Here is an 18,173-nt window from a genome sequence, read left to right as displayed (position 1 = left end):
CCCTTGTTTCTGAACTCAAACGTTATATTCAAGGAGTAAAAATTGAGCAATTGGAATCTGCCTCATACATTTGAGTTTGAAGGACGGTACGTAAAATACAGTATTAAAGGCCAAGGAGAACCCTTGGTTCTGGTGCATGGTACACCATGGTCTTCATTTAACCTTAGGCATTTGATTCGAGAACTATCTTGTCACTATAAAGTTTACTATTTTGATTTGCTTGGATATGGTGACTCTGACAAGAGCAACGCGGACGTTTCCTTAGGAATACAAAATAAGCTATTAGATGCTTTAGTTGAATATTGGCAACTCGAATCGCCTTATATTGTTGGTCACGATTTTGGTGGCACTACGGTATTGAGGAACCATCTCCTAGATAACCGAGATTATAGAAAAATTGTCGTGATTGACCCTGTTGCACTATCGCCTTGGGGGTCGCCTTTTTTCAAGCATATTGAAAAATACGAAAGCGCTTTTTCAGGAGTGCCAGACTATATTCATGCCGCAATTGTCGAAGCGTATATAAAAACCGCTGCTTATCAAAAGTTGGAGCAGGAAACAATTGATGGGATATTAGCGCCATGGATTGGTGATCAGGGAAAGTCAGCGTTTTACAGACAAATTGCGCAAGCAGACTCAAAATTCACTGATGAATTTCAAGACAAGTTTGCTGATGTAAACGCGCCAGTTCTCATCTTGTGGGGAGAGGAGGATCAGTGGATACCTTGTGAGCAAGCTTATTTACTTCAAAGTAAAATTGAAGGTTCTAAGCTAGTTACAGTGCCTAGTACAGGTCATTTGGTTATTGAAGAAAATCCCGTGATGCTAGCAAAAGAGATTCGAGATTTCTTTGAGAATTGAATATAACAAACTGCTTAATGGGACAAAAAAGCGCGCTACTTTTGCTTCGGTTTAGTTTAGGTTCCGGCTGGTTCGGTTGGGTGCAATAGTACGTTTTTGCTTATTAGCAGAGTGTTGTATAAATAAAATTAGTACTAAATCAATCTTTAGGTAAAATTATATTATTAAGTTTTCAAGGAAAGTTACTCAATGAGAGAAATAAAAGATATAAAAAGTGAAATCTATGATATTTTAACAGATCATGGTGCCATATCGGATTTTGAACTATCTGAAAAAAATGGACGAGAGATTTATAATTATTGTGAAAATAAAAATATTAATATATCAATACTTCATAATTATAATACTAGATATTCATACGAGCATTTTTTTGATGAAAATAAAAAACTTATAGACAATCTAACAACACATGAAAAATTTATAACTAAAGTTTGTGCACTGGATTCTTCTTATTCTTGTTGTGATTGTATAGAGAAACAAGAGTGGGCTATATCATACGATACAAATCCTATATATAGGATGGAGCTTCTTAATATTATATCTCTAAGCTCAGTTAATTTTGTAATTCCAAATAAACTAGAAATATTTGATTTTGAATATAAACTAATAGAAATTATTAATGAAAAATTATCTGCATTATTTAGAGGTCAAGCACTTAACATAATGGAAAATGAATTAACTATAAATAAATCTACATTTGAAGATTTTTCATAGATAACTAGAAATAATATTTTCAAAAAATGGGAATAAAATGAATAACAACCTAACAATAAAAGATGAACTAACCGACTTCCTACTATATACAACACCAAACAGTGATATAAAAGTAGAAACATATCTACACAATGAAACTCTATGGCTACCGCAAAAAAGAATAGCTGAACTTTTTGGAGTAGATAGAACAGTAATAACAAAACATTTAAAAAATATATTTGAGAGTGGAGAATTAGAAGAAAATTCAGTTAGTGCAAAAATTGCACATACTGCCGAAGATGGGAAAAAGTACAATACAAAGTTTTATAACCTTGATGCTATTTTATCAGTTGGTTACCGTGTAAACTCTTTACAAGCTACACAGTTTAGAATATGGGCTACTAAAATACTAAAAGAGTTTATCATTAAAGGCTTTGCTATGGATGACGACAGAATGAAAAACGGTCGTTATTTTGGTAAAGACTATTTTAGAGAACTACTTGAGAGAGTTCGTTCAATACGAACAAGTGAGAGAAGAATATATCAACAAATAACAGATATATTTGCAGAGTGTAGTATAGATTACGATAAAAATTCTCAAATTACAAAAGATTTTTACGCAACAGTTCAAAATAAATTTCATTTTGCAATTACAGGGCAAACTTCCGCAGAAATAATTTATAAAAAAGTTGATAAAACAAAACCATTTATGGGACTCCAAACTTGGAAAAATTCACCCGATGGAAGAGTGTTAAAATCTGATTCAGTTATTGCAAAGAATTATTTGACAGAAGAAGAGATAAAAGATTTAGAAAGTGCCATAAGTGGCTACTTTGATTATATTGAAAGAATCATAAAAAATCATACAACTTTTACTATGCAGAGTCTAGCAAATTCAGTTAATAAATTTCTTGAATTTAACGAATACAAAATACTTGAAGATAAAGGAAGTATCTCAAGAAGTCAAGCAGAACAAAAAGCATTTAGTGAATATGAAGAGTTTAATAAAATACAAAAAATAGAATCTGATTTTGATAAAGAGATGAAAAAAGTTTTAAAGGAAAATAAGTAGTCATGGATAGATATTTTGCTGTTCATACAACAAAATCTAGCACCGAACAGCTAATGCCGTCGGTGAACTCAACCGTTATTTATAAAAGAAAAATTATTATACATCTATATCTTAGAAAAGAAATCAACATGTTAAAGATTTCGAAATGAAATTATCAAAAATTTTTCTAACTGATTATTTTAAACATTGTAGATAAAATTAGAGTAAAATGATATGAAAATACAAATTTCAAAATTATTAATTAGTATATTTAGTTGTTGTTTTATTTTTTGTGGATTACTAGTTTTTACATCAGATGCAAAAGCTGAATTACTAAAATACAATACTGAACAAATACACTTTAAAAGTGATAAATTAGAGCTAGAAGGAACTTTATTCCTTCCCAAAAGTAAAACAAAAGTCCCGGGAATTGTCATGGTGTGTGGATCTGGTCCAATAAACAGAGATGGTAAAATAACAACAATCAAATCAAAAGATCAAATTCCTTTTTATAGACTGTGGGCAGATTATTTGTCTTCTCATCATATTGCTACTTTACGTTTTGATAAAAGATATATAACACACAAATCGTTAAATTCTTTAGAACTTACTCAAACTGATCAAATAAGAGATATTATATCTGCTGTAAAATATCTTAAAACTAGAAATGAAATAGATCAAAATAAAATATTTATTTTAGGACACAGCGAAGGTGGTTCTATCGTACCTGTAGCTGCAAATCAATTGATTGACATTGCTGGTATTATAATAATGGCATCACCTTCAGTTCCTATTGATAATTTATTTATTGAACAATTAAAGATGCAGCATAGTCCTTATGTTGATGTTACAAAAGATGCATTTGTCCTTTTAAAAGAAAATAAATTTCCAAAAGGTGGTCAGATATGGGGTGCTGGTGAGTTTTACTGGAAAGAATGGATTGAATATACCGAAAATATTAATAAAATAGTATTAAAATCCAACAAGCCTACTTTAGTTTTACAGGGATTAGAAGATGAAAACTATCCTCCAAAAATATTACAAGAAAATAATGCAAATTGGGAAGAGTTAGCATTAAGTTCAAAAATAATTACATTTAAAAAATATCCTAATACATCACATAGTTTTTTAATTGGAAATACAGATTCAATAAATAAATCTGCTTTCGAGTATATCGTTCATTGGATAGATAATCTATAATTTGTTGTGTCCAATTAGAACTTTCATATTCATGGTTTAGAAATGTATTTGGTATATACAAATAACTGAAAGTCAATAGATTTTTTATCCTAATTTATAAACTTTTTTGTATCATACAAAATGAATAATTTAAAAAACCAATTTTTAGGTTTCCTCAATACACCTTTATTATTTGAAAGACTTCATAATTTAAGTCAAATTAAACTAGATATAAATGAGATAGAAAATTTTGATTTTACTAAATTAAATATTACAGATAATCTTCCTTTAGGAAAAAGAATAGAGCGTTTTTTTCAATTTTATATAGAACAATCATCAAACTATGAGTTGATAAAAAGCAATATCCAAATCATCCATGATAAAGAAACTCTCGGAGAATTAGATTTTTTGCTTTATGACAAAATGGCTAAAAAGTATTTGCATATAGAACATATTTACAAATTTTATTTATATGATGAATCTTTTTCAGATGAAATTGAAAGATTTATTGGTCCAAATCAAAATGACTCATTTTCAAAAAAGTTAGAAAAGTTAAAAAACAAACAACTTCCTTTATTATTTAAAAAGGAGACTCAAAACTACTTAGAAAATATAGATATAAGTGCAATTGAGCAAAAAGTTTGTTTCAAAGGGAATATTTATGTTCCTATAGACTTAATAGATAAAGAGATCCCCATACTTAATAACTCTTGCATAAGAGGTTTTTATATAAATCGTGAAGAGTTCTTTAAACAAAAGAAGTTTAGAGAGTTTCAATATTTTTTACCATCAAGAGATGATTGGATTATTGATTGCAATACAAATAAAATATGGAAAACTTTTGATAAAGTAATAGATGAAATAGAACTATTTTTAAATCACAAGAAATCTCCTCTTGTTTGGTTGAAAAATAGAAAAGAAAATAGATGTGAAAGTCTATTTGTTACTTGGTGGTAAAATCTATTAAGTGCTCTATTTAGTTTAGTTCTTCTTTTTTTTCTTCCATTTGATTCATAAGTTCACTAGTTAGTTCCATAGTTAAATAGTGATCCATCATGCTAGAGTCTGCACCTGTAAGTGTTGGGTTCGCTTCTAATATTTTAAGTACTGCATATGATGCAAATGGGTCATGCTCTTTTTTGATTAAAAGTTTTTCTAACAATAAATCCATTTCTAATACTTCCAAATGCATAGACATAGTTTTGTATATCCATGCCAAAACTATAATCTCCATAAAGTTAGTTGTAGGTTTAAATACTCTTATATCTTTAACGATTGTATGAAGTTTTATTTTTCCTAACATCTCTAAGATATCTGCATCTTTAGTAGCGTTAAGTTTATACTCTTTTTCTGTAACTTTTATATCACCTTCACTTAATGATTTATCTAACTTTACATCTTTATCAATCTTGTATGATTCTTTATACATATCTATAAAATCTTGCATAATTACTCCCATAGTTTAATACTTTTTAATATGCAATTATAATACCACAAATGAAAAATAGTTTTATCAAGCTTTATGTTATAATTTAAACAATTAATTGAGTTAAGAAATTTAGAGGTTAATTTGAAAATATCATATCATCGTAGACGAAAAATGAAAACAAGAAGAATAGCTATAAGAGAGTTAATCTCAAATGGTATTGATGACCCAAAAGATTTGGCAAAAGAACTTAAAGTTACTGTTCCTACTATTAAAAGAGATTTGCAAGCTATGGAAACTATGACTGAAGAGGATTTTAGTTTTCAAAAAAGACAAACTTCCCAAGAGATACTTGATAAAAAAGATGAAATCTTAAGAATGTTAGATGATGAAGATTATTACACTGAAAATGGTGATATAAATATATTAAAAATTACAAAAGAACTAAAAACAAGCAGGGCTACAGTTATATCTGTTTTAAATGGGGAGTAAAAGCTATTGATATTTATTTGTATATATCAAGAGATCTTTTTAGTTAGAAAATCTATTAGAAACTTATAATTAAGATAAAATATCAAAAACTTTGTTATACTCTATAATATTAGAGATAACTTGGATTTTAGGGCTTTTAGTATATTTGTTAATAGTTGATTGTTCTATTGTTTATTTTATATAAAAATTAAAAAGGATACAAATAATGGCTAAAACAAATTATAATTATGAAAAAAGAGCTAGAGAGATAGAAAAACAAAAGAAAAAAGAGGAAAAACGTTTAAAAAAACTAGCTAAAAAAGAGGGTGAATCTGAAGAAAATACATCAGAGATATCGGAAACTCAAAGTTCTAATACAGAAAACCAATCTTAAAATTTTTTTTTATAACTTTTTGTTATTTTATATTATTATAAAAATTGAAAAGGAATTTAAATGACTTTTTATGAAAAAGAAAATGAACTAGATGTAGATATAGGGAATAGACATATTGTTATACAGCGTCGATATGAATTTATTGGTGCTTTCAATGATTTACTTATAGCAGTTTGGTTTTTGGTGGGAAGTATTTTTTTTCTAAATGATTCCTTGATGCAAAGTGGAACTTGGCTATTTATAGTTGGAAGTGCGCAGTTTTTGATAAAACCTCTAATCAAAGTAGCAAGTTTAATCCATGTGGCAAATATTTATAATACTCAGTTTCCAGAAGATTCTGAAAAGTCTATATAATTAATCAAAAGGAAATACTTGTCATTTGATATATTTAATCTATCTTTAGAACTTTCAAAAGCATTAGAAAAAAATAACTATAAAACTCCAACTCCTGTTCAAAAAGAAGTAATCCCTCTTGTAAAAACAAAACAAGATATTATGGTACAAGCAAAAACTGGAAGTGGAAAAACTGCAAGTTTTGTAATCCCAATACTTGAAACACTAAAAGAAAATAAAGATAACAAAAAAGCAAAAATAAAAGTTTTGGTTTTAGCTCCAACAAGGGAACTTACTCTTCAAATAGCAGAATCATTTTCAACTTTAAGTAGATTTTTCCCAAAAGTACTCTCTATAGTTTCAGTTATAGGTGGAGAAAAGATAGGGGAACAACTTTTAAAGATACAAAAAGGTTGTGATATAGTAGTTGCAACTCCGGGAAGACTTCTTGATATTATAGGAAAAAAGCAAATTGATTTATCAACTATTGAATATTTTGTTTTAGATGAAGCTGACAAAATGCTTGATTTAGGTTTTGTTCAAGAACTTGATGAGATTTTAAAAATCATTCCAAAGAATAGACAAAATCTTTTATTTTCAGCAACATACTCACAAAAAGTGATAGATATAGCTTCAAAAATAACTTCTAATGCTGTAAAAGTGGAGATAAAAGATTCTACTACTCATGTGGAAGAGATAACTCAAAGGGCAATATTTGTAAAAAAAGAGGATAGAAGTGCACTCTTAAGACATCTGATAAAAGAAAATAAATTTAAGTCAGTATTGGTTTTTATGGCAAACAAAAGAGCAACTGATAATATAGCAAATAAATTTATTAAAAAAGGATATGAGGCTGAATCTTTCCATGGAGATTTAACTCAAGAAGAAAGAAACCTCACTCTAAATGATTTTAAAGATAAAAAGATAGATATTCTTTTTTCAACTGATATAGCATCAAGGGGTTTGCATATTGATGATATTGATTGTGTTGTAAATTTTGATTTGCCAAGAGGTACAGAGGATTATATTCATAGAATAGGAAGAACAGCAAGAGCAGGAAAAAGTGGAACAGCTATTTCTTTTTTAGATAATGAAAACCTAAGTCATTTCAAACTAATTGAAAAAAGATATAACTTAGATATAAAAAAAGAGCAAATTGAAGGTTTTGATTTTACACTTTTAAAAAACACAAAACAAAAAGGAACTGCACCTGTAAAAGGGAAAAGAAAAAGTAAAAAAGATAAGTTAAGGGAGCAGGGGTTATTATAATAGTTATATGAAGTCTTAGACGCCATATGCTAATATAAAAATATCAATTGCCCTTACAGCCATCTCATCCATATGTTTTTTTGAAAAATTTGTATCAACTTGAAAAAGAAATGGATACATCAACTCCGATTCTAAAAGTCCAAAAAAATGTATTGCTGCTATATTTGTATCTGTTTTTTTTATTTTATTAAATTTTATTGCTTTTTCTAAATATTTAGAAAGTATTTCTCGACTTTTTAATACTCGGTTTTTATATGTAATTCTACCTAGGTTTGTTATCTCTGATTGACTTATGGTAAGTCTTCTTATTTCAACCATTTTTTGAGAATATACAAAATTTAGAAACCTTTTCCCAAATTTGTATAGTTGGGTATGAATATCGAGGGTTTCATTTTTAGTATCTATAATTTGATGTACAAAATCACTTTCTTGGGCATTTGCAATAGAAATAACTTCAAAAAAAAGTTCCTCTTTTGAGGAAAAGTAGTTATACAGTGTTGCTTTAGATCCGCCAAGCTTTGAACTTATTTTAGACATTGAGGCTTTTTCAAAACCAAACTCTTTAAAAACCTCTTTAGCAGCTTTTATTATCTCTTCTTTTTTTTCTTCTGTTTTCTTTCTCATTAAACTATTCCTATTTATTAAAGTAATATTAACATTTAAATGGATAATATCCCTTTAACTAAACCGTACTGTACAGTTATTTTAACAAAAGAGAAAGATGAAAAAAGAAAATATTATTAATATAAATTTAATTAAAAGGCTTTTTGTATTTGTTGTGGGACTTATTATTATGTCATTTGGAGTTTCATTTTCCGTTAAAGCAGATATAGGAGTGTCGCCAATATCATGTGTACCATATATTTATAGTGTATATTTTCCCTTAACTATTGGAGAGTTTACAATACTATTAAATGTTTTATTTATGGGGATTCAAATAGCAATACTTCGTAAAAAATATAATCCTTTTCAATTGGTACAACTTCCTGCAATTATAGTATTTGGATATTGTATTGATGGTACAATGTTTTTAGTAGAGAGTTTAATACCTTCAAACTATATAGAACAGTTAATCTTATGTTTAATCTCTTGTGCTGCCTTAGCATTTGGTATTTTACTTGTAGTTAAATCAAGACTTACATATCTTCCTTTGGAAGGCTTAGTAGTAGTTATATCTAAAACCTTTAAAAAAGAGTTTGGAAAAGTAAAAATATCTATGGATACTTTGATGGTGATCTTAGGAGTTATCAGTTCTTTTGTTTTTTTAAATCATTTAGTTGGAATTAGAGAAGGTAGTATTATTGCTGCTTTATCTATTGGAGCAATGATAAAATATTTTAGTACAAATCTACCTTTTATTGAAAATTGGCTTGCTGATGAAGTTACAAAAGAATCAGATGTTGAAGATATTAGTGATAAATATAATAATACTTTTGTGATTACTATCTCAAGAGAATATGGTAGTGGTGGACATGAAATAGGTAAATATATAGCAAAAGAGCTAGGGGTTGCTTTTTATGATAAAGAGTTAATTGATTTAACTTCACAGAAAACAGGTTATACCCATGAATATATTCAAGAAAATGAACAAAAACTTACAAACTCTTTATTATATGATTTATATGAACAGAACTTTAATTATGTAAATGATGAGTTACCACCTAAAGATGTACTTTTTTTAATTCAAAGTAAGATTATAAGAGATATTTGTGAAAAAGAGTCTTGTGTTATTGTAGGACGTTGTGCTAATTTTATTTTAAAAGATCATCCAAATTGCATAAATGTTTTTATCCATGCTAATAATGAATACAGAAAAGATAAAATAAATAAAATCTATAAAGTAAAATCACCTTTTGGGGATAATGATTTAAAAGACTCTGATGAAAAAAGAGCAAATTATTGTATGCATTTTGCAAAAAAGGATTGGAGAGATGCTACTAACTATCATATAACACTTGATAGCTCTTTATATGGTTCAAAAGTAAGTGCAAAAAAAGTTATTGAATTTATAAAAGAAAGAAAAATCTAAACTTACATATTCAGAAAAATATGAGAGTTTTCTAAGTATAATATTTCATATGACAAGTTTACCTATATATAGTGTTTTAGATGAAATAAAACAAACATTAAATCAAAATTTAAATCTTATACTTCAAGCTCCTCCAGGAGCTGGAAAAAGTACAGTTGTTCCCATATCTTTATTAAAAGAATCTTGGCTTCATTCTGATGATAAATCTAAAATGATTATAATGCTAGAACCCAGACGTGTAGCAGCTAGAATGGTAGCTCAACAAATGGCAAAACTACTTGGAGAAGAGTTAGGTCAAAGTGTTGGTTATCAAGTTAAGATGGAAAGTTGTTATTCAAAACAAACAAAACTTCTTGTTGTTACTGAGGCTATATTAGTTAGAAAACTACAAGCAGACCAAGCTTTACAAAATGTTGCTATGATTATCTTTGATGAGTTTCATGAAAGAAGTATTCATACTGATTTATCTTTGGCTTTATCTTTACAAGTACAAGAGTTGCTAAGGGATGATTTAAAACTTTTGATTATGTCTGCAACTCTTAACTCAAATGCTTTACAAAAACTTATAGGTGATGTTCCAGTTATAACTTCTCAAGGTAGAACTTTTGAGGTAGAAAACATATTTTTAGAACCAAATATAAAACAGCCTGATTATAAATCTATAAATACTATCCTTTTAAATACAGTTTTAAAATCTATAAAAGAGGATGAGGGTGATATTTTAGTTTTTTTAGCAGGTGCAAGAGAGATAAAAAAATTGCAAGAGTCCTTAGCTGAAACCTTAAAAGGTGAAGATATAGAACTTTTACCTTTATATTCAGCTTTGAGTAAAGAGCAACAAGATAAAGCAATAAATGGCTCAAACAAAAGAAAAGTAATCCTTTCAACAAATATAGCTCAAACCTCTTTAACCATAGAAGGAGTAAAAGTTGTAATTGATTCAGGACTTGAGAAACAATCTTCATATAACTATTCAAATGCAATGAATCATCTAAATCTTACTTTTATCTCCAAAGATAGTGCTGTGCAAAGGGCAGGGCGTGCAGGAAGATTAAGCAAAGGAAAATGTTATAAACTGTGGCATAAAGGAAAGATTTTACAAGAATCAACAAAACCAGAAATATTAAGAACAGATTTAAGTTCATTTTTCCTTGATTTAGCACTTTGGGGTGTAGAAGATATCAAGGAGTTGAAGTTTTTAGACTATCCTTTAAAAGAGGTAGAAAATAGTACAAAAGTTATGTTGCAAGAACTAAAAATGTTAGATGAAAAATATGAGATTACAGTTCTTGGAAAAAAAGCTTTAACTTTAGGTGTTCATCCAAGATTTGCTTATATGATATTAAAAGCAAATGAGTTAGGATTTGCATATGAAGCTTCACTTTTGGCTACACTTTTAAGTGAGAAAGATATATTTAAAAACTCATATTCAAATTGTGATATATATTCAAGATTTTTACATCTTTATGAAAAAGATTTAGATACTTCTTTTATAAACAAATATACAGCAACAACTGTTTTAAAACAAGCACAATTTTTCTATTCAAAACTAAAGAGTATAGAAAAAATAAATAAAGCCAAAAATAATATTGATGAAGAGATTTTAGCAGTATTACTTCTTTTTGCCTATCCAGATAGACTTGCTAAGCAAAGAGGGGTAAATGACAATAGGTACAAACTAAGCAATGGCAAAGGTGCTATTTTAAACAGTGAAGATACACTATTTAATGAAAGGTTTTTAGTAAGTGCTGTTTTAAATACCCACACAAAAGACTCATATATAAATCTTGCAATTAAAATATCACTAGATAGATTAGAAAAAGAGTTTAAAGATGATATTAAGATAAAAGAATCAATCACTTATAATAAAGAGAATAAAAAATTTGATATAAGGGAACATCATCGTTTTTATGAGCTTGAGTTGTATTCAAAACCAATTTCAAATGATGGAAAACATGATTTTAGTACACTATTTTTAGATCTAATAAAACAAGAAGGATTAGAGCTTTTAACTTGGAGTAAAAAAGCAATTGATTTACAAAATAGGGTTAATTTTATAAACCAAAATACAAATATCAATTTACCAGATTTTAGTTCAAAGGGTTTATTAAATAATATAGATAAATGGCTTAGTCCTTATCTAAATGATGTTAAAACTATAAAAGAGTTAGAAAATTTAGATATTTATACTATACTTATAAGTTATATTCCTTGGGATATGAGTCAAAAAATAGATACTCTTGCCCCAACACATATAAAAGTTCCAAGTGGTTCAAATATAAAGATTGATTATTCAAATACTCAAACACCTATATTGGCTGTAAAGATTCAAGAGATGTTTGGTTTAAGTGAAACGCCAAAGATTTTAAATAACAGTATAGCTTTACAAATACATCTTTTAAGTCCAGCCTTAAGACCAATACAAATTACATATGATTTAAAAAGCTTTTGGAAAAACTCATATGATGAGGTGAAAAAAGAGCTTTTTTCTAAATATAAAAAACACTATTGGCCAGATAATCCTTTTGAAGCACTAGCTACAAATAAAACTAAAAAAAATATGAAATAGATAATTTAGGAGAAATTATGAATAGAGTTTACATTACAGATAAGATAACTAATCCAGATATAGAAAAAGAGGTTTTAGGAGATGAGATTTCACCTGAACTTCATGAATATATTGAAGTATTATTGGTTTGGCATAAAAAGATTACAAATGAATTTATAGATTCTTTACCAAATCTAAAAGCCTTGGTAAGATATGGAGTAGGTTATGATGTTTTCCAAGATTTGGAATATATAAAAGAAAAAGGGATTTTCGCTTCAAATACACCTGATTATGGTACAGAAGAGGTTAGTGATACAGCTATTGCAATGATTATGAACATTGCAAGGGGGATTACTAGATATGATTATCAATGTAGAGAGTATGAAGATGGCACTTGGCAAACTAATACTTTAAAATATATAAAAAGAAATAGTGACTATAAAGTGGGTGTTATAGGAGCGGGAAGAATAGGGGGAAGTGTAGTCTTAAAAGCAAATGCACTTAGATTTCAGACATACTTTTATGACCCATACCTTTCAAGTGGTACAGAAAAGATGCTTGGAGCAAAAAGAGTTGATAGTTTAGATGAGCTTCTAAAAACTTGCGATATCATCTCTATAAACTGCCCTTTAAACTCAGATACAAATGGTATGGTAAATGAAGAGTTTATCTCAAAGATGAAAAAAGGTGCTTCTATAGTAAACACTGCCAGAGGTGCTATAGTAAAAGATTTAGACGTATTTTATGAGCCTTTAAAAAGTGGTCATTTAAATTGTGTAAATCTTGATGTACTTCCAAGTGAGCCTCCAAAAGATGGGCAAATGATAGATGCTTGGAGAGCAAAAGAAAAATGGCTTGATGGAAGATTTCTTATAAATCCACACTCAGCTTTTTATAGTGATAAAGCATACTTTGAGATGAGACAAAAAGCGGCATTAAATGCAAAAAGAGTTTTAGATGGGTTAAAACCTATAAATATTGTAAATGGCTTAAAATAAGTGTCAGAAAAATTAAAATCTATAGATAGAGGTGTTTTATTTATGCTTATAAGTGCTATGTTTGGAGCACTTAATGGAGCAGTTGCAAAGTTATTATCACAAACTATGGATCCTATTGAGATAGTTTTTTATAGAAATCTTATTGGAGTAATAATAATACTTTTTAGTTTAAAAAAGTTTTCTGTTTCAGTTGATTTCTCAAAACTTCATTTACTCTTCTTAAGGGGATTGTTTGGGGCTTTAGCTATGGTTCTGTTTTTTTATACTATTGCAACTATACCTTTAGGAGAAGCTGTTATTTTAAATAAAACTTCACCTTTTTTTGTAACAATATTAGCATATTATCTTATGAAAGAAACTATTAATCTAAAAACATTTTTTGCGCTACTTGTAGGGTTTATTGGAATTTTATTTATTATGAAACCTTTTGGAGTAGAGATTTCACTTGAACACTTTTTAGGGGTTTTAGGTGGTTTTTTTGCAGCAGCAGCTTATGCAACTATAAAAAAGATAAAAGATATTTATGATGCTAGATTAATTATGCTTTCTTTTATGGGAGTTGGTATGCTTATACCTTTAATATTGTGTTTATTTACACCATATGCAAGTTTTCAAATACATACACAAGTTTGGGTTTGGGCTTTAGTTGTCTTGATGGCTGTTATTTCAACATCATCTCAATGGTTTTTAACAAGGGCTTATAGTATAAGTCGTGCAAGTATAATTGGAGTTGTTAGTTATACAAATATACCTTTTGCAATAGGTTTTGGTGTTATGTTAGGTGATATGATACCAGATATTTATACTTTGCTTGGTATTGTTTTAATAGTCTTTGGTGGAATTTTAGTTGGGAAAAAATAGGTGTTAAACAAGTAGATTTTAAAATTTAACTTAACAAATTTTAAAAATTATTTTTATTGATATTTTAAATCAAAAGGAATATAATCAATTATATATACCAAAGGATTTAAGATGAAAAATCTAACAATGAAAACTTCAGACAGTGTAAATATTAATTATATAATAGAGGGTAGTGGAAAACCTTTGTTATTAGTACCTGGATGGAGTTGTAGTTTACATTTTTTTGATAAAAATATTTCAGAATTATCTAAAAAATTTAAAGTAATAGCCGTTGACTTAAGAGGTCATGGAGAGTCTGATAAACCTGATCATGGATATAGAATTGCTAGGTTTGCAATGGATATTAAAGAGCTTCTTGATTATCTTGATGTAAAAGATGTGACAATAGCTGGATGGTCTATGGGGGCTTCAATACTTTGGAGTTATCTTGAGCTATTTGGAAATCATAGAGTTAGTAAACATATAAGTATTGACCAATCTCCTGCACAATATTTCGCTCCTGATTGGAAGTGGGGACAACTTGGTTGTTATGATGTTGAATCGTATTTACGTCTTTGTGCTTCTTTACAGTATGAAGAGAGAGCAAATGCAGAGGGGACAGTATATGGTTGCTTGCACAAAGAGCCAACTAAAGAAGAGGTAGAGTTTTTATCAAATGAGATTATGAAGTGTCCTGCAAGGGTTAAAATAGATATTATGAGAGATCATACCAATCTTGATTGGAGAGATTTTATTCCACATATCTCTGTACCTACACTAGTTTGTGTTGCAAAACAAAGTCAAGTATTCCCTTGGCAAGGTAGTGCTTGGGTGGGAGAAAATATACCAAATGCAAAAATAGAATATTTTGAAAACTGTGGACATATGCTATTTTGGGATGATCCTGAGAAATTTAATAAAGTGGTTTCAGAGTTTGTATTATCTTAAAGTAGAAGTTAACTTTTTATGAATAGTGAATTATATCAGAATATTGGAGATGAATTCAATTTAGGTAGACTAGTAGCAATAGAGACTATCCAAGTCTTGTGGAGTGGTTATGGTGAGCTAGTCCGCCTAAAATTTCCTAAAAAAAGTATTATAATAAAACATATACAACTTCCTAAGTCTTTAAGTCATCCTCGTGGTTGGAATACAGATTTATCCCACCAAAGAAAACTTCACTCATATGAGGTTGAGGTTAATTGGTATAAAAACTTTTCCAAGCAGATTGACAAGAGATGTAGAATGCCACTAGGGATAAAGTGTTTTCAAAATGAAAATGAATGGTTACTTGTCATGGAAGATTTGGCAAGTGTAGGTTATGTATCTAATGTAACTTATGCTTATAAGACTCACCTTAAAGCATCTCTTGAGTGGTTGGCAAATTTTCATGCTAAGTATATAAATACAAAAAGTGATATAGTTTGGAGTATTGGAACATATTGGCATTTGGATACTAGACCTGATGAGTTTGAATTACTAGAAGATAAAGAGTTAAAAAAGTTTGCAAAACTCATTGATATTGAGTTAACTAGTTGCAAATATCAAACAATAGTACATGGGGATGCAAAGTTAGCAAACTTTTGTTTTAGTAGTGGGGGAGATTCTTGTGCAGCTGTTGATTTTCAATATGTAGGTCATGGTTGTGGGATGAAAGATATTGTATATTTTATGAGTAGTGCAGTTGAACCTGAAGTTTGTGAACAAAATGAAGAGTGGATTTTAGACACATATTTTGATGCTTTAGAAAATGCAATAGAATATTATCAAAAGAATATTGATATTGAGGACTTAGAAGAGGAGTGGAGACCTTTGTTTTCTGTTGCATGGGCTGATTTTCAAAGATTTTTAAAAGGTTGGAGTCCAAATCATTTTAAAATCAATGAGTATTCAGAAGAACTTACATCAAAAGCATTAGCTTATTTAAAAAATAAAAATTTACAAAAAGAGAAAATATGAAAATAGATATTCCAGGAAGAGATGATTTTGAGTTAAAAAATATTGTATTTGATTACAATGGTACAATAGCAATAGATGGAAAACTAATCTCAGGTGTTAGTGAAAGCATAAATTCATTATCTCAAGATTTTGATTTCTATGTTATTACAGCAGATACATATGGTACTGTAGAAAAAGAACTTGAGAATACAAATTGTAAAGTTATAACTATTGGTAAAGATTCACAAGATATTTGTAAATTAGATTTTATAAAGCAGTTAGGTTCAAATACTACTTTAAGTGTTGGAAATGGAAGAAATGATATGTTGATGTTAAAGGAATCTATCCTTGGAATAGCAATATTACAAGATGAAGGTTTATGTACTCAAACTATGTTAAATTCAGATATTTTAGTAAAATCTATAAAAGATGTTTTTTCATTTTTAGGAGATAAAAATAGACTAATTGCAACAATGAGAAATTAGATAAAATGAACTTTACTACAAATGATTACTGGGAAGAGGAGTTTGAAAATTATAGTGATAAAAAATTAGATAAGATATATTTTGACAATTGTACTTTTATAAAGTGTGATTTTTCAAAAAGTATTATTGACAATTGTAAGTTTACAGAGTGTGAATTTATCAATTGTGATTTATCACTTAGTGTTTTAAAGGCTTCAACATTTAATGATATAAAATTTGATAATTCAAAACTAATAGGTATTTCTTGGAGTTCTTGTGATGAGCCTTTTAATGTGCAGTTTAAAACTTGCAATTTATCTCAAAACTCTTTTCATTTAATGGACTTAAGAAGGATAAAATTTCTTGATTCTTTGATAAAAGATACTGGATTTGAAGAGTGTAATTTAGAAAATGCAGTTTTTGATGGGTGTGATTTAGAGCAAACTGTGTTTATAAATAATAATTTAAAAAAATCAAACTTTGAAAATTCTAAAAACTATCTAATAGACCCAAAGTACAATGATATAGAAAAAGCACAATTCTCACTACCCGAAGCTTTGAGTTTTCTAAGTTTACTTCCAATAAAAATAAAATAAATATTCAAAGTCTAATACAGCTTTTAATTATTTAATATTATTTGGGATATGATTAAAATTATGATTAAATAACTTATTATAAAGGACTATAAATGAATATTTTAATATTTTTATTAATTGGAGCAATTGCAGGCTGGCTAGCAGGAAAAATCATGACAGGTGGTGGTTTTGGAATAATAGGTAATATTGCTGTAGGTATAGTTGGTGCAATAGTTGGTGGTTTTGTATTTGGTTTAGTAGGAATAAAAAGTGCTGGATTTATAGGTTCAATTATAACTTCTACAGTTGGAGCAGTTTTATTACTTTATATTGTTAAAATTGTAAAAAAATAAGGAATATAATGTTAGTTAGAGATGCGAATATTTCTGATTTTGATGAAATTACAAACATATATAATTATTATATTAAAAATACTGTTATAACATTTGAAGAAGAATTAGTTTCAAAAGAAGAGATGATAAAAAGGTTTGAAAAGCTAAAAAATACAAAACTTCCTTGGATAGTAGCTCAAGTTGATGGAAAGATTGTAGGGTATGCATATGCTCATTTTTGGCACGATAGAAGTGCTTATAGGTTTACAGTTGAGCCTTCAGTTTATTTAAACCACGAATTTATAGGTAAAGGTGCAGGAAAAATATTATACAAACAATTAATTGAACAATTAAAAAGTTTAGGTATTAAAAATTTACTTAGTTTAATTACTGTACCAAATGAAGCAAGTATTGGCTTACATAAAAAATTTGGTTTTGAAAAAGTTGGACATTTGCCTGATGTAGGGTTTAAGTTTGATAAGTGGTTATGTGTTGAATTTTGGCAGTTGAAGTTATGATTCGTAAGCAGCAAAATGCTGCTTATGGGTAAGATTATATAGCAGTAACGTTTTCTGCTTGTAGACCTTTGTCACTTTCTGCAATTTCGAAAGTTACTTTTTGTCCATCTTCTAGTGAAACTCTACCGTATCCTGATTTATTAATTTGTCTATAGTGTACAAATACATCTTTCCCACCATTTTCTTGTTCGATAAAACCGAAACCTTTTTCACTATTGAACCATTTTACAGTTCCATTTACTAATGTTGCCATT

The 18,173-nt window shown here is 28.5% G+C and carries 22 protein-coding genes; 19 read left to right on the top strand and 3 right to left on the bottom strand.

The window, feature by feature from the left end:
* Window positions 1-42: 42 nt before the first annotated feature.
* The 5 genes from ACKU4C_RS08775 to ACKU4C_RS08755 all read left to right on the top strand — a co-directional run bounded on the left by ACKU4C_RS08775 (window position 43) and on the right by ACKU4C_RS08755 (window position 4,741).
* On the top strand, window positions 43-861 hold the full coding sequence (locus ACKU4C_RS08775; protein WP_321311495.1) for an alpha/beta hydrolase: 819 nt from the start codon (window positions 43-45) through the stop codon (window positions 859-861).
* Window positions 862-1,050: 189 nt separating this feature from the next.
* Window positions 1,051-1,575, top strand: coding sequence for a hypothetical protein (locus ACKU4C_RS08770; protein ID WP_321311494.1), 525 nt, complete (start codon window positions 1,051-1,053; stop codon window positions 1,573-1,575).
* 37 nt (window positions 1,576-1,612) lie between these two features.
* Entirely contained in the window at window positions 1,613-2,626 is a 1,014-nt protein-coding gene (locus ACKU4C_RS08765) for a virulence RhuM family protein (RefSeq protein ID WP_321311493.1), read from the top strand.
* Between the two features lie 213 nt (window positions 2,627-2,839).
* Window positions 2,840-3,805, top strand: a complete 966-nt coding sequence (locus ACKU4C_RS08760; protein ID WP_321311492.1) for a prolyl oligopeptidase family serine peptidase — start codon at window positions 2,840-2,842, stop codon at window positions 3,803-3,805.
* Window positions 3,806-3,925: 120 nt separating this feature from the next.
* Window positions 3,926-4,741 carry a DUF1853 family protein gene (locus ACKU4C_RS08755; protein WP_321311491.1) on the top strand — a complete coding sequence of 272 codons (816 nt, stop codon included), beginning with the start codon at window positions 3,926-3,928 and terminating at the stop codon, window positions 4,739-4,741.
* Between the two features lie 19 nt (window positions 4,742-4,760).
* On the opposite strand, the gene ACKU4C_RS08750 is transcribed toward ACKU4C_RS08755, so the two are convergent.
* Window positions 4,761-5,231: a hypothetical protein gene (locus ACKU4C_RS08750; RefSeq protein ID WP_321311490.1), complete on the bottom strand. Its 471-nt coding sequence runs from the start codon at window positions 5,229-5,231 to the stop codon at window positions 4,761-4,763.
* Window positions 5,232-5,384: 153 nt separating this feature from the next.
* Between ACKU4C_RS08750 and ACKU4C_RS08745 the strand changes: the two genes are divergently transcribed.
* From ACKU4C_RS08745 to ACKU4C_RS08730, 4 genes are all read left to right on the top strand, one after another.
* A complete protein-coding gene (locus tag ACKU4C_RS08745; RefSeq protein WP_321311489.1) occupies window positions 5,385-5,702 on the top strand; it encodes a hypothetical protein in 318 nt (105 codons plus the stop codon).
* A 205-nt stretch (window positions 5,703-5,907) separates the two neighbouring features.
* Window positions 5,908-6,075: a hypothetical protein gene (locus ACKU4C_RS08740; RefSeq protein ID WP_321311488.1), complete on the top strand. Its 168-nt coding sequence runs from the start codon at window positions 5,908-5,910 to the stop codon at window positions 6,073-6,075.
* A 60-nt stretch (window positions 6,076-6,135) separates the two neighbouring features.
* Window positions 6,136-6,429: a YrhK family protein gene (locus ACKU4C_RS08735; RefSeq protein WP_321311487.1), complete on the top strand. Its 294-nt coding sequence runs from the start codon at window positions 6,136-6,138 to the stop codon at window positions 6,427-6,429.
* Between the two features lie 18 nt (window positions 6,430-6,447).
* Complete coding sequence (locus ACKU4C_RS08730) at window positions 6,448-7,677, top strand: DEAD/DEAH box helicase (protein WP_321311486.1); 1,230 nt, start codon at window positions 6,448-6,450, stop codon at window positions 7,675-7,677.
* A 15-nt stretch (window positions 7,678-7,692) separates the two neighbouring features.
* Here the strand turns inward: ACKU4C_RS08730 and ACKU4C_RS08725 are convergent, their stop codons facing one another.
* Window positions 7,693-8,301: a TetR/AcrR family transcriptional regulator gene (locus ACKU4C_RS08725; protein WP_321311485.1), complete on the bottom strand. Its 609-nt coding sequence runs from the start codon at window positions 8,299-8,301 to the stop codon at window positions 7,693-7,695.
* A 97-nt stretch (window positions 8,302-8,398) separates the two neighbouring features.
* Here ACKU4C_RS08725 and ACKU4C_RS08720 point away from each other — a divergent pair, with 97 nt between their 5' ends.
* The 10 genes from ACKU4C_RS08720 (at window position 8,399) to ACKU4C_RS08675 (ending at window position 17,919) form a co-directional block, all read left to right on the top strand.
* Complete coding sequence (locus ACKU4C_RS08720) at window positions 8,399-9,706, top strand: cytidylate kinase family protein (protein WP_321311484.1); 1,308 nt, start codon at window positions 8,399-8,401, stop codon at window positions 9,704-9,706.
* Window positions 9,707-9,755: 49 nt separating this feature from the next.
* Entirely contained in the window at window positions 9,756-12,275 is a 2,520-nt protein-coding gene (gene hrpB, locus ACKU4C_RS08715; protein ID WP_321311483.1) for an ATP-dependent helicase HrpB, read from the top strand.
* Between the two features lie 17 nt (window positions 12,276-12,292).
* On the top strand, window positions 12,293-13,252 hold the full coding sequence (locus ACKU4C_RS08710; protein WP_321311482.1) for a C-terminal binding protein: 960 nt from the start codon (window positions 12,293-12,295) through the stop codon (window positions 13,250-13,252).
* Window positions 13,253-14,113, top strand: coding sequence for a DMT family transporter (locus ACKU4C_RS08705; RefSeq protein ID WP_321311481.1), 861 nt, complete (start codon window positions 13,253-13,255; stop codon window positions 14,111-14,113).
* Between the two features lie 111 nt (window positions 14,114-14,224).
* Window positions 14,225-15,040 carry an alpha/beta hydrolase gene (locus tag ACKU4C_RS08700; RefSeq protein WP_321311480.1) on the top strand — a complete coding sequence of 272 codons (816 nt, stop codon included), beginning with the start codon at window positions 14,225-14,227 and terminating at the stop codon, window positions 15,038-15,040.
* Window positions 15,041-15,058: 18 nt separating this feature from the next.
* Window positions 15,059-16,051, top strand: a complete 993-nt coding sequence (locus ACKU4C_RS08695; RefSeq protein WP_321311479.1) for an oxidoreductase family protein — start codon at window positions 15,059-15,061, stop codon at window positions 16,049-16,051.
* Entirely contained in the window at window positions 16,048-16,515 is a 468-nt protein-coding gene (locus tag ACKU4C_RS08690; protein ID WP_321311477.1) for an ATPase P, read from the top strand. Before ACKU4C_RS08695 ends, ACKU4C_RS08690 begins: the two co-directional genes overlap by 4 nt.
* Window positions 16,516-16,520: 5 nt before the next feature.
* The gene (locus ACKU4C_RS08685; protein WP_321311476.1) at window positions 16,521-17,090 is read left to right on the top strand and encodes a pentapeptide repeat-containing protein; all 570 of its coding nucleotides are present in this window, start codon (window positions 16,521-16,523) and stop codon (window positions 17,088-17,090) included.
* Window positions 17,091-17,182: 92 nt separating this feature from the next.
* Complete coding sequence (locus ACKU4C_RS08680) at window positions 17,183-17,422, top strand: GlsB/YeaQ/YmgE family stress response membrane protein (protein ID WP_321311473.1); 240 nt, start codon at window positions 17,183-17,185, stop codon at window positions 17,420-17,422.
* A gap of 8 nt (window positions 17,423-17,430) precedes the next feature.
* Window positions 17,431-17,919: an N-acetyltransferase family protein gene (locus ACKU4C_RS08675; protein WP_321311471.1), complete on the top strand. Its 489-nt coding sequence runs from the start codon at window positions 17,431-17,433 to the stop codon at window positions 17,917-17,919.
* Window positions 17,920-17,953: 34 nt separating this feature from the next.
* Here ACKU4C_RS08675 and ACKU4C_RS08670 read toward each other — a convergent pair whose 3' ends face one another.
* Window positions 17,954-18,172, bottom strand: a complete 219-nt coding sequence (locus ACKU4C_RS08670) for a cold-shock protein (RefSeq protein ID WP_321311467.1) — start codon at window positions 18,170-18,172, stop codon at window positions 17,954-17,956.
* Window position 18,173: the final 1 nt, after the last annotated feature.

This window comes from Halarcobacter sp., assembly GCF_963676935.1.
Taxonomy (GTDB): Bacteria; Campylobacterota; Campylobacteria; order Campylobacterales; family Arcobacteraceae; genus Halarcobacter.
Note: the sequence above shows the minus strand (reverse complement) of the source record. Positions and strands in the feature narration are given on the sequence as shown.

Bases quoted from the DNA above. Each gene is read 5' to 3' on its own strand.
- ACKU4C_RS08770 (WP_321311494.1), top strand. From the start codon at position 1,051: ATGAGAGAAATAAAAGATATAAAAAGTGAAATCTATGATATTTTAACA.
- ACKU4C_RS08765 (WP_321311493.1), top strand. From the start codon at position 1,613: ATGAATAACAACCTAACAATAAAAGATGAACTAACCGACTTCCTACTA.
- ACKU4C_RS08760 (WP_321311492.1), top strand. From the start codon at position 2,840: ATGAAAATACAAATTTCAAAATTATTAATTAGTATATTTAGTTGTTGT.
- ACKU4C_RS08755 (WP_321311491.1), top strand. From the start codon at position 3,926: ATGAATAATTTAAAAAACCAATTTTTAGGTTTCCTCAATACACCTTTA.
- ACKU4C_RS08750 (WP_321311490.1), bottom strand. From the start codon at position 5,231: ATGCAAGATTTTATAGATATGTATAAAGAATCATACAAGATTGATAAA.
- ACKU4C_RS08745 (WP_321311489.1), top strand. From the start codon at position 5,385: ATGAAAACAAGAAGAATAGCTATAAGAGAGTTAATCTCAAATGGTATT.
- ACKU4C_RS08740 (WP_321311488.1), top strand. From the start codon at position 5,908: ATGGCTAAAACAAATTATAATTATGAAAAAAGAGCTAGAGAGATAGAA.
- ACKU4C_RS08735 (WP_321311487.1), top strand. From the start codon at position 6,136: ATGACTTTTTATGAAAAAGAAAATGAACTAGATGTAGATATAGGGAAT.
- ACKU4C_RS08725 (WP_321311485.1), bottom strand. From the start codon at position 8,301: ATGAGAAAGAAAACAGAAGAAAAAAAAGAAGAGATAATAAAAGCTGCT.
- ACKU4C_RS08720 (WP_321311484.1), top strand. From the start codon at position 8,399: ATGAAAAAAGAAAATATTATTAATATAAATTTAATTAAAAGGCTTTTT.
- hrpB (WP_321311483.1), top strand. From the start codon at position 9,756: ATGACAAGTTTACCTATATATAGTGTTTTAGATGAAATAAAACAAACA.
- ACKU4C_RS08710 (WP_321311482.1), top strand. From the start codon at position 12,293: ATGAATAGAGTTTACATTACAGATAAGATAACTAATCCAGATATAGAA.
- ACKU4C_RS08700 (WP_321311480.1), top strand. From the start codon at position 14,225: ATGAAAAATCTAACAATGAAAACTTCAGACAGTGTAAATATTAATTAT.
- ACKU4C_RS08695 (WP_321311479.1), top strand. From the start codon at position 15,059: ATGAATAGTGAATTATATCAGAATATTGGAGATGAATTCAATTTAGGT.
- ACKU4C_RS08690 (WP_321311477.1), top strand. From the start codon at position 16,048: ATGAAAATAGATATTCCAGGAAGAGATGATTTTGAGTTAAAAAATATT.
- ACKU4C_RS08685 (WP_321311476.1), top strand. From the start codon at position 16,521: ATGAACTTTACTACAAATGATTACTGGGAAGAGGAGTTTGAAAATTAT.
- ACKU4C_RS08680 (WP_321311473.1), top strand. From the start codon at position 17,183: ATGAATATTTTAATATTTTTATTAATTGGAGCAATTGCAGGCTGGCTA.
- ACKU4C_RS08675 (WP_321311471.1), top strand. From the start codon at position 17,431: ATGTTAGTTAGAGATGCGAATATTTCTGATTTTGATGAAATTACAAAC.
- ACKU4C_RS08670 (WP_321311467.1), bottom strand. From the start codon at position 18,172: ATGGCAACATTAGTAAATGGAACTGTAAAATGGTTCAATAGTGAAAAA.